Genomic DNA, 16,987 nt, shown 5'->3' on the forward strand with positions numbered 1-16,987 from the left:
GAATCCTTTATAGAATTCTACAGCTGCATCCAGTCTCTTTCCAAATTTTTATATGCAGGGGTTACTCCTGCTTATGATCATGTATAATTTTCTTCCCCGGAACCTCATGACAATGGCGGCATCTGGCTTCGTACTGCTCACTTGCACCAACCAGAATGATCGGATCATCATAACGGGCAGGTCTTCCATCAATCAGACGCTGGCTTCTTGTGGCAGGCGCTCCGCATTTTGTACATACCGCTGTCAGCTTTGTCACGAATTCCGCATGTGTAAACAGCTGTGGCATGACACTGAATGGCTCACCACGAAAATCCATATCTAATCCCGCAACCATAACACGCTTACCATGATCCGCAAAGTAATCACATATTTCTACAATCTCCTCATCGAAAAACTGTACCTCGTCGATTGCAATCACATCATAGCTGTCATCTATGTAATCAAAAATCTCGTGTGCACGGGATATCACAAAGCTTTTCGCTGTGCTTCCGCAATGTGACACAACACAATCCTCACTGTAGCGATCGTCAATCTTTGGCTTGAATACGGCAATCTTTTTTTTCGCATATTCCAGTACCTTGATCCGGCGAATCAGTTCCTCTGTCTTTCCTGCAAACATACAGCCGGATATAACCTCCAGCCAGCCTTCCTTATACTGCTGATACATAACGACACTCCTCACTAACATTACGATTTGTATTATATCATAAAGTGATTCCCGTATGTACAATTTACATCTGTTACTTAGCTTACATTTTCTTTCATCCTAAAATCTGACCTTTTAACATTTTTTATCCATTCTCTGGTAATCTTCAGTGTATGCTATAGACGGATTTGTAAAAGAAAAGAGGCGACAGCCTCTCTTCCATTGTTATTGTTGTTATTTAAGTCCGTATTTTTTATTGAATTTTTCAATACGTCCCTGTGCAGCAGCAAATCTCTGACGTCCGGTATAGAATGGATGGCAGTTTGAACAAGTATCAACACGCAGCTCTTTGCTTGTTGAACCAGTTTCAAATTCAGCTCCACAAGAAGTACATTTTACCATAATACGGTGGTACTCTGGATGAATTCCTTTTTTCATTTTAACTCTCCTTCCGCCTTAAACCTCAGGTGGGTTCAAAGTAAGTGCTATATAATTATAACAATAAGTTTCAGCGAAAGCAATAGGTTTTTTGTAAAATCATGTAGATTTCCCACACAGGCATTTTTGAATTTCAGCTTTCCCGTCAGTTCTTAAAACCAGTGAACTTTTCTGTATGTTTCAGTTCATCCATCAGCTTTTGGAGATAGTCCTTATTCTTTTTATTCACTTTAAGTGTGTACCTGCGATAAACCTTTGATTTATTTTGCTTAATATAGGTTATTGTAACATTATAAGACTCATCATAATACTCCTCTACATTCAGCTTGCTTGCTTTCTTTTGTACGTCCTGCATAAACTGCATAGATTCTGTATCCTGAATGACGGTACTATAGCCATCATAATATTCCTTTTTCTTGGTATCATGAAACCGCATGCCGTTATCATCCTCTATAATGTAATTATGCACATCGAATTCAATTTCCTTTACTTCTGCCAGAGAAGGGAATTCCTTTACCATACCCAGCCCCTTTGTCTGTGTATACAAATAGCTAAAGCCGAAGGTTCCAATATAGAGCAATGCAAATACGATTACATGAAGCTTTTTTATCTGTATTTTACGATTTGAGAAGAAAATCATACAGAAGTAGGCAACCAGGATGATAAGACTTGGCACAATCACACCGCCATCGATATTCATAACAAATAGTATCATACAGAAGGTGATTACAGTGATAATCACCGGGTAGCCAAACAGGGAGACCGTGCGCTGCTCCGCATCCTCTGGCTTTCTTTCCACAAAGGATTTCCATCCAAACCAGAAGCAGAGGACGCCTATGATTCCCCAATATAGAAAGTATAGCCAGTTAAAGGTATTGATCAGGTTATCTGCTCGAAACATGTCTGTTGCCAAGGCTTGCATCGTGGTAAATAGAAAAGCATAGATGGTACTCGGCATAGAAAGCAGTATCTGAATCAATCCCATGTTTATAAATTCATTTGGTGATACACCAATATTTCCAAGAATTGTCGTTATCTGATTACTAAAGAAAATCGCCGCTGCCACTATGACAATAAACGGCATGACAACATATGCGCCATTAACCAGAATACTGTCAATCAGGTTATTGCATTTTACACTCAGAAAGGTGAAGATGGAATACTGAATCAAAAGCAGCAGGGACAGCCCCAGGAAAAATAGCAGGGGAATTGCCATATGCAGCAGCCTTGCTCTGTAACCAAAGCCCAGCATAACCAGATACCCCAATAGATAGTTGATCAGCAGAGGAACATATAAGACAATCAAACCGCTGATATAATTAAACAAAAACAGATGTTTTCTTTGTATTGGCAGGGAGAAGTACAGCTCATGACTTCTTTTCTTATACAGATAACGGAAATTATAAATCGGTAACAGATAGGACAGGATACACCCTCCCGCACAGGCTGCAGCTCCCAGAGCGATAAAGCCCGTATAAAATGTATCTTCAGAATAGGGGTTGCGTGGAAGCCCGAAATAATTAAAGGTAAAGAACGGCATCATCAGAAACAAAATAATAAAAACCAGTATTAACTGCCGTTTATTGCTATTTATATAATAGCGCAGATAGGCTTTTAAATCATTCATCATAAACACCATACCCCTTCTTTTCCATTTCATAAATAAAGACTTCCTCCAGATTGACATTCAGAACTTCCATCATTAAAGGATTCATCGTATTCAGATAGTTTTTGATTTTTTCAATATCTCCCTTAACAACCAGATTCACAACCCGTGACTGGATATGCATCGACAACAAATCCAAAGCCTTGAAATCGTCCTCACTTTTTTCTTCCTGAAACGCAAGCTGTATTTTATGGATATTTTCTTTTGTTTCATCCACATAGCCTGCCGTCCGAATGTTATAATCCTCTAAAATACCAAAGGTATCACAGATATCCTCCAGCTCCCGAAGGTTATGACTGGATATGATGACGGTCATTTCCTTTTCTTCAATCATTCTACTGATTGCTCGTTTAAAGGTAAGGCGCATTACCGGATCAAGCCCGTCGAATGCCTCATCGAGAAACAGATATTTCGGTGAGATGGCAAGCGCAAGTACGATAAAGGATTGCCGTTTCATACCCTTGGAGAAATTTTTCAGCGGCTTATTTTCATCCAGCTTGAAGATGGCACGGTATTTCTCATAAATTTCATCACTGAGCCCCGGATACCATACACGGTAAAATTCTTTCATATCCCTAAGCGTTGCATTGAAGAAATAAAACGGGTCATCGCTTATTAGCAGAATATCACGCTTCACTTCTGGATTGTCGAACACCTTTTCATCATCGATACAAACACATCCCAAATCGGGCTTCATGATACCCGCCATAATTTTCAGTAGTGTGGATTTACCGGAGCCGTTAGGGCCAATCAGACCGAATACACTGCCACTTTGAATATCCAGATTCACATCCATCAGCACGGCCTTATCTCTAAACTTCTTCGTCAGTGACCTGATTTTAAGCATGATCTGTTCCCTCCTCATAGACTGCATCAATCGCCTTGTACAGCTCCTCTCTTTCGATATGATGCTGCTTCATATCGGCAACTGTACCTTTAAAATCCTTTAGTTTATCCTCCCGTATCAGCTTATCGGATTCATTGTCTGCCACAAAGCATCCCTTCCCTTTCTCCGAGTAGATATATCCTTGCTCTTCCAGCTCCTGATAGGCTTTGGCAACGGTATTGGGATTTACACCAATCTGTGATGCCATGGCACGAACAGAGGGAAGCTTGTCGTTTGGTGATAAAATACCAATCGTGATAAACTCCAGTATTTGCTTTTTTAATTGTTCAAATATCGGAAGCTTGCTTTGTGTGTCAATTACAAACATCAACTGCACCTCCAGTGTATTAGTGTACTAACTACAGTAATACAGTATCATGATATCCATAAGATGTCAATATAAAAAGGATACACCTGTAAGCTTTATGAAACGTTATGGAGGATAATTAGTTACTTTCGCGGCATGAACTGACAATAAATAAAAAGCAACAAACAGAAAATACTATTAGTCCTGCAGTTTTCTGCTGCCCTATGATACTGAATTACTATCATCCTTCCTGTTTTTCACACTTGCATAACAGTGTTTCCGGTAAATCGTAATCAGGCAGACCTTTACAGCAGGCTTCCCTGTACAGTATCCAAATCCATAAAACACAAAGAAAAGCAGATGCAACAGACTTACATAGTGTCGCTGTTGCATACGGGCATTTTTTAATTTTATAACCCTTATAATTAGTGATATCATTGAACAAAAGCCCTTATTATATATGTCTTAATGTCTAATCACAGATTTACTTGCTGGATAGCACATTTTCTTGACATAGTGCATATCATATGGTATAAATTTAATACCTCTTTGCACTGCATTACATTCTTATGAATGCGAGATAAAACAGTACAAACTGAGCAGGCAATGACCAGAGCAGTCATGCAGCCGGGCTGCGAAAGCGGCAACAGATGATTACACGCACATCTGTGGGACAGTTGTATATTCCACAGATGTTTTTTTATACATTTGAGGAATTGCTTTCTCAGTGAAGTGCCATAAGAGATGGAAAATTTTCGTAAAACGAAATTAGGAGGACTCTTTTATGACAACGGAAAAGAAGCCATATGAAATGGCAGTTGGTATCACAGACAGAAGGGAAGCATTGATTATACGAAAAATGTCGTTGATTAGCCTGATTGGTAATACGGTATTATCCGGCTTTAAGCTGTTTGCCGGTGTTATCGGTAATTCCGGTGCAATGATTTCCGATGCTATCCATTCTTTTTCAGATGTATTAACTACCTTGATTGCCTGGATTGGTGTCAAGGTTTCCAAAAAAGCTGCGGATGAGGCACATCCTTACGGACATGAACGTATGGAATGCGTCGCTTCTCTGCTTTTAGGTCTTGTGCTTATGGCAACAGGTCTGGGAGTTGGCAGAGTCGGAGTAGACAACATTATAGCAAATAACTATGAGACTCTTGCAATACCCAAATTGATTGCCCTTGCTGCGTCAGTTGTTTCCATCCTTGGAAAGGAAGCTATGTTCTGGTATACAAGATATTATGCAAAGCTAATAAATTCCTCTGCCTTCATGGCGGATGCGTGGCACCATCGCTCCGATGCGATTTCCTCCATCGGCTCTTTCATAGGCATCGCCGGCGCCATGCTTGGCTTCCCGGTTATGGATTCTGTAGCAAGCGTAGTGATTTGTCTGTTTATTTTAAAGGTTGCCTATGATATCTTAAGGGACGCATTGATGAAAATGCTGGATACCTCATGCGGTGAAGCTTATGAAAATCAGTTAACTCACTATATAGCTGAGAAAGAGGATGTACGTTCTGTAGATTTACTGCATTCCCGAATGTTTGGCAACAAGGTCTTTATTGATTTGGAAATTTCGGTAGACGGCGATAAATCATTGCGTGATGCACATGCGGTTGCTGAGCTTGTACATGAGGATGTTGAGCTTAATTTCCCTGAGATAAAGCACATCATGATCCACGTTAATCCGGCAAATGAATAAAGAAGCCAGCTTTCGAAGATTATAAAACTATGATAAATAACAGAAAACCCCTGCTTGAGTAAAAACAGGGGTTTTATCAGCTTAACAATGAAGAAGGCGGATAAGAAAAAACGATATGCCTGTTCTGTTATAGGTAAAAACACATATTACGTAAAAAAGGAATCCTTTCAAATCCCTTTTTCTTGTAGAGTATATAAAATTGCACTGCCTCCTTTTATGGTGAAGCAGGTGTTCTATCCTTCCTGTTTTTCTTCCTTGACGAGCTTTCCTTCCGCATTACGGATAACTACCGTACCGATTGGTTCTTCGAGAAAGGGAATTATATCCGGATCATAATTGCATACGGTATTCAAAGAGAATACCTGTGTGTGATCAATGTCATCGATATACTCCTGTGTTTCATCCCCTGCGAAGATTCTCCAGCCGCTGTCCGGATTGTCTTTGGAAGGCTCCTCGCGTACCATATAACAGATTTTATCCTGATCGATGCTGACACGATCCGTCACAAAGCAGCCAAGGGTGCTTTCAATGAGCTTTTTCCCCTCTTTAATTCCCGGGAAATATTTCTTACCCTCCAGCCAGGAGTACCGATTCCATACATTTGTTCTGCTTTCAAAAAAGAGCTTTTCGATTGCCTGCAGTTCATTCTGAAACATCATGCTCCCATAATCATTGTTCATACCGGAGCTACGAAACATAAAGTAGCATCCACCGCAAAGATAGCTGATTGCAAATTCCTCCCAGCTGTCAAACTGCCGGAATGCCCGGGTTCCGATATCCTGCAGCATCATTTCTACCGTTTCCCGATCCAGAATATCGACCGCATAGCATTCCCGGATCATACGGACGCATTCTCCATAATCAAAGGCGGCAAAGCCTTGCTCCTTCAGGAAGGGATAAAACTGCTTTGCGAATGTTTTACAGCCCTCGAAGAACAGTCTTGCTTTCTCATCCAGCTCCTCTAAATCAAACTGAGGATCATCCTTCCAGAAGCCCAGAAACTGCTCATACTGCCATTGTACATTATCATTCAAAAAGGCTTTGATTGCTTTAATTGCACTGTCTGTATCAGTGATTTCAAACTGTTCCTTTAAATGCTTGCGCAGAGCCTCACGGTTTATCTTTTCCCCTACCTCAAGCTTTACCAGATCATAGCCGTTCAAAATGGAAGGTATTCCGGAAAGCAGGATTTCAAATTCTTCTCTTTGAATAGCGATTTTCCCTTCCATTCGTTTGTTTTTCATCTTTTTTTCCAGCTGATGCAGCAGCTTGATATACGTTATTTTTTTCTGTGACATAATCTTCGTCTCCTCATCGTATCAATATGACTATTATACAACAGTTTACTCTACAGGGAAACGCCGGAACTAAAAGAATACACATTACGCTTTATCACCTATTCATATTATATATTTTGGTTAACTGTAAAATAAATATTTCATACAAATTTGAGCAATAAGAGTAATATAAAATATCACAATCCATACAATGGCTGAGATACTTCATCTAATTTCATAAATCTTAATTATCACCATTTCTTAGAAGTGAGAGAAAAGCTGTTCCATTTTGTGGAGCATCTTGTGAAAAATACTCACATACAGTAGCTCCAACGTCAGATAAAGTATGACGAAGCCCAATTGTTTTACCTTGTAAGCCTTTTTTATAAATCAAAAGAGGTACATTTTCCCTTGTATGCTTATTATGCCCTATTAAAGGATCATTTCCGTGATCAGCCATTATAACGAGAATATCCTGTTCATTCAACTTCTTTATAATCCTTCCGATTTTCTCATCTGCAATTTCCAACAAAGTTTTATACCAGCTAGCATCCTGACTATGACCTGCAAGATCTGTTTCCTGAACGTTGGTACAAATAAAGCCCCGCTTCAAAATTTCAATTTCCTGGATTGTCAAATCCAGTACCTTCACTGTATCTACACAAGAAACTGATTTACCTTCTTTATTTGCGACGATAACGATTTCTTTATCTCATACTATTATTAAATATCATAGAAAGGAATTTATAAAAAAATCATTACGGAAAAGATATTATACAGAAAAACAGCAGCTTTCGGCATTACCGAAAACCGCTGCGATTAACGAATAGAGAAATATATTCCAAATACAAGAGAGATAAAGAGTATGAGTACAACTGCTGTAATCACAAGTACAGATAGCTGACCTTCCTTCCTGATTTCCTTCAGCGCCCCTTTAAAAGAGAAGGACTCCCACGAAAAGTACTTTCGCAGTGACAAAATCATCAGAATAGCAGAGATAAAGTTCATCAATACAAACTGTCCGACAGTCATCAGAAGCAGATTTACACGGACGCTTTCTACATGCTGTGGAACCTCCAAATCCTTCAGGAAATTTTTCAGCACGTACCAGACATACAGATTAGCGGTACAGATCATAAAGCCGGTAATCACAATCGGACTCTTGCTGATCAATTCCTCATAAGATTTGCCGCTCAGATTGGATAATCCTCCGACATAAACCAGAAACAGTACAATCATAGCAACACAAGCGTATTTCGCATAGCGCATATACCGGAAGCTGCCTGTTGTCCGAAGCTTATTCTTCTGTCTGATAACGTCTCTTTTTTTCATAATGACTCCTCCTGCCATGGATGCCATACCCTCATCTCCTCTTTTGTTAATCTAAATGCAGATAGTCTTTCACCTTTGTTGTGATATTTACTACACGGACACCATAGATGACCTGAACTGAATTCTTACCGCGTACCACACCGATTGCTTCCAGATAGTTCTTCCAGCTGGAATCCGGTGCGATTAGGGAATCGTCTTTAACTGTAACACGCAGACGGCTAGCACAGCAGGTTACCGTTTCAATATTGTCTGCTCCCCCAAGAGCCTCAATAATACGGATTTCCAGTGCATCCTCCGGTAAATCGGAAGCTACAGCACCATCCTTGCCGCTATTTTTAATTTCATTGTATTCTTTTTTACTCATCAGCTTGATTTCACCCTCATCATCACGACCAGGTGTTTTCAGATTGAATTTTGTAATTGCAAATTTGAATGCGAAGTAGTATACGATAAAGGTTACAGGCAACAGCCATAATGCACTCATAGCATGTACCTTCTGCGGCTGGAACAGGTTTGGAATCATGAAGAATAACGCTGTTCCGTTGATGGAAATATTGGTGATTTCTGCAGCCACATAGCACAGACCGCATAATGGAGCATATACCAGCCAGTACAGTGCAGGAGCAACGAACAGGAAGGTATACTCGATTGGCTCTGAAATACCAACCATCGCCAGAGTGAAGACAGATGGTACCAGCAATGCCGCAACCTTCTTCTTGTTTTCCGGTTTTGCACAGCGATACATTGCAAATGCAGCACCAGGCAGACCAGCCAGCTGGAACAGCAGACGTCCGTTTGTGAAGTTTCTTGTGATATAGCCGGTTGCACTTGCGCTTGCAGCCTGCCCGTTGATAATGTTTTTTACACCCTCATACATCACACCGTCGATCATCATCGTACCGCCGACCTTTGTATATTCGATCGGGAATGCAATCAGATGGTGGATACCAAACGGCAGCAGCATCTTATCCAGTGTACCGAACACGAAGGTTCCCAGCAGACCGCTTGTACGGATAAAGCCTGTAATATTCTGCAGAGCACCTGCGACATACGGCCATACATAGTAGAATGCGATAGCCAGTGGAATGGAAGCAAGAGCCACCATGATAATAACGAATTTTGTACCTGCGAAGAATCCGAACATCGCCGGCAGCTTTGTATCAACGAATTTGTTGTGCAGTGCTGCGGCAATCAAACCGGTAACGATACCGGAGAAGATTCCCATGTTGTATGAATAGATCCCCAAAGAGCTTGACCATAATGCGTTGAAGTTCAGCGCTGCCTGCTGGGAATAACCGCTTTTTACCAGTGCATCCACAGTAGTTGTTTCTGCAGTCCATCCTTCCAATGCAGCCCATCCTTCGATCCCCCTCATGAAGCAGAAGAATAAGATCAGACCCGCAAATGCTGCCCATCCCTTCTCCTTCTTGGCAAGAGTGAAGGCAATTGCCACGGCGAACCATAGCTGCAGATTGTTCATGAACATGAATCCCAAATTGGTAATCATAGTGAACAGATTGTACAGGATGTTTCCTTCCGGCAGAATGTAGTTTGTAAATGCACTACCGATACCGACGAAGAAACCAACAAGTACAAGCAGGATGATTGGAACCATCATTGCCCCGGCAAATGTCTGAAGTTTTGCCTGAATATTTTTCATAGCTTGTTCCTCCTTTGTTTACGCTTTCATTTTAGCATGTCCGCCAAATTGAAAAAGAATGCAATGAGTTACGGTAATGCATTATTATTGTGGTAATTTTTCATCACCTTTTTATGCATGCAAGCTCTACAAGTGCCTCATAGTAGATATCGCTTGCTTTTAACAGTGATTCCACCGGCATGCATTCATTCGGCATATGCGGGCGGGGATCCTCATCGGGAAAGGTCGCACCAAAGGCTACGCCATGATCGAGCACACGGGCATAAGATGCGCCTCCCTTTGTGAACACCGCAGCTTCTTCATCCATTACACGCTGGTATGCGGTTTTCAGACTCTGAATCAGTGTACTGTTTTCTTCCACATACAGCAAACGCTTATGACGAAGAACCTCAAGGTCACAACCGTATTGCAAAGCAAGCGTTCGCAGCACAGAAAGCAGCTCCTGCTCATTTGTTGCTTTTACATAACGCACATCCAAGCACAGCTCCAGCATACCATTGTGGGTCTGCATTGACATTGGACAGACAGAGCCGCAGCCCATTGCCTCATCCTCAAAATATAAGCCGCTTTTCTTACCATAAAAATCATCTGTAAAATTTTCATACAGCATATTTACCATGGCATATAAGGAGGTGTTCCTGTCTAGGTGTCCATGAAAATCCTTTACAAGCTTATAAATGGCATTCTCCCCACGCTGTGGATTGCGTGATAATGCCCTTATCCCGCGATAGGTTATCCTGATTCCATCCGGCAGTACCTCAATCAGATTGGTACGCTCCACAAAGCTGATATCGCTTCCCTTTGGCAGCAGCACCTGGATATCATCACAGACAATATTCAACCGTTCTTTACAATACAATCGGATATCCTTATCCGCCTGCATGAGGAAGCGTACCTGAAGAATTCCCTTTTCTCCATTGACGATAGGAAAATTGCCATCCGGTGAAAAGCCGCAAACCGGCTGTACCGCATGCTTGAAATAATGTTCCATACATTCCCAGGTTGTCTCCTCCGCACCTCCAGCAATGATGCGGATTGGGTGGTGCAGCTTTCGCTTTTCTTTTTTGATACGTGCTGCCGCATACAAAGCTGCCAGCAAAGGCCCCTTGTCATCATTGACACCACGGCCATACAGCATACCGTTTTCCTGACGCATAACAAAGGGATCACTGTTCCACAAAGAGCGCTCACCTGCTTCGACCACATCCAGATGACCGAGAACACCGATGTAATCATCCCCTTCTCCTATCTGTGCATCCAATGCATAGCCGTCAAAATCGCGAACGGTAAAGCCCATCCTTTGTGCAATTTCCATAAATGCATCAAATGCCTTGCGGATTTCCTTACCAAACGGTGCTTTGGCTGATGCAGTTTCCATATCCCGAACAGACGGTATCGCAACAAGACGGCCTACATCTTCCAGGAATTTCTCTATATCTTCACTCTGTTGTATATTTTGTATCGAATTCATTGTATCATGCCTCCTTGACTGGTATCCTTCATCAGACCCTGTGCAGGCAGAGAAGGAAAAACGATTGATTTATCAACTTTATGCATATTCACTTTTTTACCCTTATGTAAAGCCTGTGCTTGAAATCATACGGTATTGTGTTGCTGGAACGTATATCGGCTGGTTATAACTTCCTGCTTCTTGTTGTCGTCATTCTTGACAGAACGGCATTTCACACGTATAGTTGCAGGTGAAAGCGAGGGTGCACGCTTATGAATAAACGTATCATGAAAATCGTGGATGTACTATTGAAACAGGATTCCTATATCACGATTGATAAAATTTCCGAAGAGCTTGCGGTTTCCAATAAAACGATACGCAATGATCTTCAAATCGTGGATCAGTATCTGGAGGAAAACCACCTCAGACTGATTAAAAAAACCGGTGTCGGTATCCGAATTGAGGGCTCGGTGAATGACAAGCTGCATATTCTGGAGAGTGTTCGTGAGAAGAACAAAACACTTGCGGATTATTCTCCGCAGGCCCGTAAGATTTTCATCGGGATGCAGCTGAGTACCTTTGACAGCTGCCGTATTTATGAGCTGAGTGAACAGCTTTTTGTCTCCCGTGCCACAATTCACAAGGATATCCTGTCGCTTACCAGGGATCTGGAAACCTTTAAGATTACCTTACATCGCAAGAATAATAACGGAATCAGCATGGAAGGGAAGGAAAAAAATATCCGTAACTTTCTACTGGAGCTGATGCTGCGGGATAACGGCTATCAGATGTTTATGGATATCATACGCCGTGATGACTACAGATGTGACGGCTCCTATGTATATCCGGGACTTGAGGTCACAGATGATGAAATGAAGGATTTCACCGACTGTATTTTACGCTGCGGAAATCCGTATATCAGCTCTTTAACCTTTCCTTCGATGGTGCTTGTGGTTCTGCGTATGTTTGTGCTTTATCTTCGTATCCAGGATCATCATATTGTCCATCTCTCTGATTCATTTATCAGCGATCTCAAAAAAGAGCCCTTCTATAAGGAAGTCAGAGAGCTGTGCGACCGGCTGGCAAATCATTACCGACTCCAAATTCCGGATGTGGAAATACGCTATCTGCAGGTTTACTTTCTGGCCCTGCAAAACAGCAGTGACCTCAGTGAACAGGAACAGAAGGAAGCACGCATGCTGAGTGATGCACTGCTTTCATCGTGGAGTGAACAGCTGCATCTTCCCTTTGATCAGGATGAGGAGCTGCGTCAGTCCGTTTACGATCATCTCTGCCCTGCCATCCTTCGCTTCCGACATGGCATACCGAAGGAGAATCCTTTGATGCAGGAAATCCATACCTTGTACGAACGAACCTTTCAGGTCGCACGAACCAGCGTTTCTGTGATTGAAGAGCATTTCCACTGCAAGGTAAGCGATGATGAGGTAGGCTTTTTAGCACTGCATCTGGCCGCATCTCTGGAACATATGAAGCAGCCTCTGAAAACTGTGCTGGTTGCCCACGGCGGTGTTGGTGCCGGAAACCTGCTGCGCAGAAAGCTCACCGCACAGATACCGGAAATCGACATTATTTCCCAGGAAACATTTCTCTCCATCTATGAGCGTGATGTGAGTGATGTCGATCTGATAATCAGTACCCTGGAGCTCAGCCTGCATACCGATGTCAAAATCCTGCAGGTAAATTCCCTGCTTCATGATTATGATCTTCACCGTTTAAAGGATATTATCCGCGATTATTACAAGGTGAAAAATGATCCCTATAATTTTAAAGCAGCAGTACAGGAATAGCCGTTTACCTCCATATGAAAACCGGGAAGTCATGATTGTGTTCCATAGCATCATGCTTCCCTTTCTTATGCATATCTGTAAGAAATAAGCGATATCACCGTTCCTATTTCTATACTGTGTACGTTACAGCTATACTTTCTCCACCCTTCATATCCACATTATCCACTTTACGGAATTCCTTATAGCTTTCTGCATTTGTGAAAATGACAATAACTGTCAGATCATAGCCCTTGGATAACAAATACTCACGATCCATTTTCAGCAATGCCTCTCCTTTTTTCACTGTCTTTCCCTGTTCGCACATACAGGTAAAGCCGTTTCCGTTTTCATTTACCGTATCAATTCCAACATGAATCAGAATTTCCATACCGTTAGGCAGAGTCAGTCCCACTGCATGATTGCTTGGAAACAGCATCGTTACTGTCGCATCCGCACAGGCATAAATCGTATCACCGGTAGATGCCACCGCAAAGCCGTCTCCCATCATTTTCTGGGAAAACACCGGATTCTTTACCTCTTCGATTGGAATCAGGGTACCATCTACCACAGAAAGAAGCTCTTCCCGCTTACTTTCTTTTTCTTTATTTTCTTTTTTCTTAAAGCCAAACATTGTCACTACCTCCTAGCTTCCTGTTATCTACTCCTATATCTTACCTGTTTCCATGGCGCATTACAATCTTTTCACTGTAAATTTCATGGCCTTTTCTATGTGGTAATTTCTTACATCAATGTTTATAAATTGCCTTATTGATACGGATGGCGTTTCCACATCCCGCGATTGCGGAAGTTTAGCAAAGTAGCGTACAATAAGGGTGCGAAAAGAAGGAGGAACTTACTTATGAAACATATTAAAATTGCGGCTGGACTTGCACATGTAAATTACGGCAGAATTGCCGATCTGGTAAAGGAGGTCAGTGACGCAGGCGTTGATTATATCCATTCAGATGCTGCCGATATGCACGATCTTCAAAATATGAAGCTGATGGGAGGACATCAGATCATCGCAGGAATCCGCCCGGAAACTGATAAACCTATTGAATGTCATATCTATACGATCAGCATGGACAAAATGTTCATTGAGCAGATCGATGAAGCAGGTGCAAATATGCTGATTATCCCTGCCGAGCATTTTATCGGTGCACAGCTTGCCTATATCATCAACTGGTGCCGTGAGCGTAAGATCAAGGTTGGTCTGACCCTGGGATGCTATACGCCGTTATGCTTTGTAGAGGAAAGCATTTATGATATCGACCGTCTGCACATCGTTACACACGGTGTGGATGAGACAGATGGAAAGGATAACTGGGGATGGAGAAAGAGTGCCATAGACCTGGTACAGCGTGCACGCAAGATGATTGATGAGAAGAATCCGAAATGTGAGCTGGCTGTAGACGGAGGTCTGCGTGCTGATAATATGGACAAGCTGATCGAATGCAATCCAGATGTCATCGTTTTGTCCAGTGCTATTTTCAAGGATCCAGATGGGGCAGCAGCTGGTGTGAAGAAATGCAGAGCCGCAATCGATGCCGCAGCAGAAAAATACGGTCTTGAATAATACGAAGAACTCTCCCGCTGAGAGTTCTTTTAAAGAAAGCTCCATCCTGGCTCTTGTAAAGGATTACGGATGGATCACCTTCGCTGCTGCCATTACCGCTGCTGCGGTTAATTTCTTCTTCACCTCCACCGGGCTGGCACCGGGAGGAATCACCGGACTCTCTCTGGTTTGCTCCACCGTTTTCGGTATTCCGGTTTCAACCATGTCCCTGTGTATTTCCATACCGCTGCTCATTTTATCCACAGTTGTTCTGGGAAAGAGCTTCGGTATCAAAACGCTGTATATCACCCTGGCAACACCGCTGTTTATGAAGCTGATACCTTCCCTTCATACGACACAGTTTCTTCTGGATATTCATCCGCTTCTGGAATTAGCGGTTGCGGGAATTCTTGGAGGACTGCTGGTTGGTTCTGCCATAGGAATCGCCTTAAACCATGCCTGTGCAACAGGCGGTACCGATGTTATAGCACTGCTGATTCAATATGTTTTTAAATTTTTAAAGGTCAGTGTGATTCTGTTCTTCCTGGATGGCTCTGTAGTAATTGCCTCCGGTGTGATTACACAGAATGCCTTGATATCCGTGTTCAGCTTCTTGTCTTTGATGGTTATTATTCAGACGATCAGCTTTGTGACTAAGCATAAGCTGACCGCATAAGCAAAAAATCCTGATTGTAAGGCTATACGTCTTCTAATCAGGATTTTGTTTATATCAATCTTTCTTCTCTATTAAGCAATTCTATTTCCTCTGAATTTCATGCGAATTGCTGTAATTAAACGTAATGACAGGCATTGCATATTGTGTCATATACAAAACCATATCCTGCTTTATATTCTTATGTAAACAGATAGCTGCATAGAGAGTTAAAACAGAGCATTAAGGAAGCTGTGAGATTTCCCATTGGTAATCCAGATAAGATGAAAAATCTAGTTCTTCATCAAAATAGTATAGCTCTTCAAAATTCATATTACTCTGAACAACACCTGAATCGAAATACTCAGTATATGATGTATCATCCTTTTCATAAGTAATCAACATCATATAGTTTCTTGTAAATAATAAATTTTCTCTTGCCTTTTTTAATTCAAACGTTGGTGTTATTATAATTTCATCGCCTTTATGTAATTGTATACGAATATTTTTAGGATCGATATCTTTATAATCTTTATCTCCATTTTTATTACTTACATGAATACTTAAATTTGAAACCGTAGTGTCATCTCTGAATTCCCCTATTTCTTTCAATGTAACATCTTTTTTAATAGTGAATGCATATTCAAATCTGAATTTCTGTTTGTAGGAAGCAACTGTCTTAGCATATAGTGAGGAAGTATTTATTGCATCAATGTCATCTCTATAATTTTTATTATTCAAAAGCTTAATATGAATTGATTGTGAATATAATTCTTTGTCACCATCCAGTATTTTCAGCTGCGTAATTTCATTTTCTTGATAATTCATGATGAATCCATTTGTTAGTGCTATGTCAATTTGATAGATATGAAAGTTTTTCAATTCATTCTTTTCTGCTTTTTTTTCAAATTCATTTTTGAAGCTTTCCTGATCTTCCAGGTGTTCGCGTCTTTTCTTTGCGTCATTTTCACCTAAAGCTGATATATCTCTATTCCAATCATACCCATTTTCAGTAGCCCAGACAAACCAAGGCTTCTTATCTGTCATATTTATTTTTTTATAATCTATATCATAGTCGATTCCTAGATTTGAAGTTAATTCAACCCTTAAATCTTTAATTTCGTTTTTTGATATTACATCTACCGGGATTATATTATTTCTACCGGTATCATCAATATAGATAATATCTAAAGATGAAGCAGATGTCTTGACCATTCCTTTTGAACTTTCCTGCTTACAGCCTGCTGCTAATAGTAGTATTATAAAAAAAACATATATTTTTTTATGCATAAAGCCTCCTTCTGTTATCTTGCATAGCATACAAAATTAGCAGGATTTTATATATCCTTTTCCTTATTCGTTAGAAGAAATATTGAGCATTAAGCTTTCCTTATGCACATTTCTACAATTTCCTAGAACAAATTGCTTGTATACACCATTTATAGCTATGACCATTATGATTCTGGAAAATGCTCATTTAATAATATCATGACATTATTAAGTTTACAAACTTTATAATCAATATAAAAACAAAACAGACATTTTTAATCATTATTCTTACTATATAGATTTCACTTCTAAGTACCAAGTATTCGTACAGTAAAATGAAATGGTATTCATATA

The 16,987-nt window shown here is 40.9% G+C and carries 16 protein-coding genes; 4 read left to right on the forward strand and 12 right to left on the reverse strand.

Features of this window, described 5'->3' with window-relative positions; translation table 11 throughout:
* Positions 1-61: 61 nt before the first annotated feature.
* The 5 genes from GKZ87_19475 to GKZ87_19495 form a co-directional block, all read right to left on the reverse strand.
* The gene (locus tag GKZ87_19475) at positions 62-667 is read right to left on the reverse strand and encodes a thymidine kinase (protein ID QSI27518.1); all 606 of its coding nucleotides are present in this window, start codon (positions 665-667) and stop codon (positions 62-64) included.
* A 213-nt stretch (positions 668-880) separates the two neighbouring features.
* Positions 881-1,084: a 50S ribosomal protein L31 gene (rpmE, locus tag GKZ87_19480; protein ID QSI27519.1), complete on the reverse strand. Its 204-nt coding sequence runs from the start codon at positions 1,082-1,084 to the stop codon at positions 881-883.
* 145 nt (positions 1,085-1,229) lie between these two features.
* Positions 1,230-2,744 carry a hypothetical protein gene (locus tag GKZ87_19485; protein QSI27520.1) on the reverse strand — a complete coding sequence of 505 codons (1,515 nt, stop codon included), beginning with the start codon at positions 2,742-2,744 and terminating at the stop codon, positions 1,230-1,232.
* Complete coding sequence (locus tag GKZ87_19490) at positions 2,704-3,597, reverse strand: ATP-binding cassette domain-containing protein (protein QSI27521.1); 894 nt, start codon at positions 3,595-3,597, stop codon at positions 2,704-2,706. The genes GKZ87_19485 and GKZ87_19490 overlap by 41 nt, the downstream gene beginning before the upstream one ends.
* The gene (locus GKZ87_19495) at positions 3,590-3,964 is read right to left on the reverse strand and encodes a GntR family transcriptional regulator (GenBank protein ID QSI27522.1); all 375 of its coding nucleotides are present in this window, start codon (positions 3,962-3,964) and stop codon (positions 3,590-3,592) included. Before GKZ87_19495 ends, GKZ87_19490 begins: the two co-directional genes overlap by 8 nt.
* 763 nt (positions 3,965-4,727) lie before the next feature.
* Between GKZ87_19495 and GKZ87_19500 the strand changes: the two genes are divergently transcribed.
* Positions 4,728-5,651 carry a cation diffusion facilitator family transporter gene (locus tag GKZ87_19500; protein ID QSI27523.1) on the forward strand — a complete coding sequence of 308 codons (924 nt, stop codon included), beginning with the start codon at positions 4,728-4,730 and terminating at the stop codon, positions 5,649-5,651.
* A 233-nt stretch (positions 5,652-5,884) separates the two neighbouring features.
* On the opposite strand, the gene GKZ87_19505 is transcribed toward GKZ87_19500, so the two are convergent.
* The 5 genes from GKZ87_19505 to GKZ87_19525 all read right to left on the reverse strand — a co-directional run bounded on the left by GKZ87_19505 (position 5,885) and on the right by GKZ87_19525 (position 11,391).
* A complete protein-coding gene (locus tag GKZ87_19505) occupies positions 5,885-6,949 on the reverse strand; it encodes a DUF2185 domain-containing protein (GenBank protein ID QSI27524.1) in 1,065 nt (354 codons plus the stop codon).
* 223 nt (positions 6,950-7,172) lie between these two features.
* Positions 7,173-7,631 (reverse strand): hypothetical protein, encoded by a 459-nt coding sequence (locus GKZ87_19510; protein ID QSI27525.1) that lies wholly within the window; start codon positions 7,629-7,631, stop codon positions 7,173-7,175.
* Positions 7,632-7,747: 116 nt separating this feature from the next.
* Positions 7,748-8,287: a hypothetical protein gene (locus tag GKZ87_19515; protein QSI27526.1), complete on the reverse strand. Its 540-nt coding sequence runs from the start codon at positions 8,285-8,287 to the stop codon at positions 7,748-7,750.
* Positions 8,288-8,306: 19 nt separating this feature from the next.
* Positions 8,307-9,920, reverse strand: a complete 1,614-nt coding sequence (locus tag GKZ87_19520; protein ID QSI27527.1) for a PTS mannose transporter subunit IIC — start codon at positions 9,918-9,920, stop codon at positions 8,307-8,309.
* Between the two features lie 103 nt (positions 9,921-10,023).
* Complete coding sequence (locus GKZ87_19525) at positions 10,024-11,391, reverse strand: Sapep family Mn(2+)-dependent dipeptidase (protein QSI27528.1); 1,368 nt, start codon at positions 11,389-11,391, stop codon at positions 10,024-10,026.
* Positions 11,392-11,642: 251 nt separating this feature from the next.
* Here GKZ87_19525 and GKZ87_19530 point away from each other — a divergent pair, with 251 nt between their 5' ends.
* Positions 11,643-13,178 carry a PRD domain-containing protein gene (locus tag GKZ87_19530; protein ID QSI27529.1) on the forward strand — a complete coding sequence of 512 codons (1,536 nt, stop codon included), beginning with the start codon at positions 11,643-11,645 and terminating at the stop codon, positions 13,176-13,178.
* Between the two features lie 109 nt (positions 13,179-13,287).
* Here GKZ87_19530 and GKZ87_19535 read toward each other — a convergent pair whose 3' ends face one another.
* Positions 13,288-13,788, reverse strand: coding sequence for a PTS glucose transporter subunit IIA (locus GKZ87_19535; protein QSI27530.1), 501 nt, complete (start codon positions 13,786-13,788; stop codon positions 13,288-13,290).
* Between the two features lie 228 nt (positions 13,789-14,016).
* Between GKZ87_19535 and GKZ87_19540 the strand changes: the two genes are divergently transcribed.
* Entirely contained in the window at positions 14,017-14,733 is a 717-nt protein-coding gene (locus tag GKZ87_19540) for a pentose-5-phosphate 3-epimerase (protein QSI27531.1), read from the forward strand.
* Complete coding sequence (locus GKZ87_19545) at positions 14,702-15,388, forward strand: hypothetical protein (GenBank protein ID QSI27532.1); 687 nt, start codon at positions 14,702-14,704, stop codon at positions 15,386-15,388. Before GKZ87_19540 ends, GKZ87_19545 begins: the two co-directional genes overlap by 32 nt.
* 219 nt (positions 15,389-15,607) lie before the next feature.
* Here GKZ87_19545 and GKZ87_19550 read toward each other — a convergent pair whose 3' ends face one another.
* Positions 15,608-16,654 carry a hypothetical protein gene (locus tag GKZ87_19550; protein ID QSI27533.1) on the reverse strand — a complete coding sequence of 349 codons (1,047 nt, stop codon included), beginning with the start codon at positions 16,652-16,654 and terminating at the stop codon, positions 15,608-15,610.
* Positions 16,655-16,987: the final 333 nt, after the last annotated feature.

Source organism: Erysipelotrichaceae bacterium 66202529 (assembly GCA_017161075.1).
In the GTDB taxonomy this organism is placed as follows: domain Bacteria; phylum Bacillota_I; class Bacilli_A; order Erysipelotrichales; family Erysipelotrichaceae; genus Clostridium_AQ.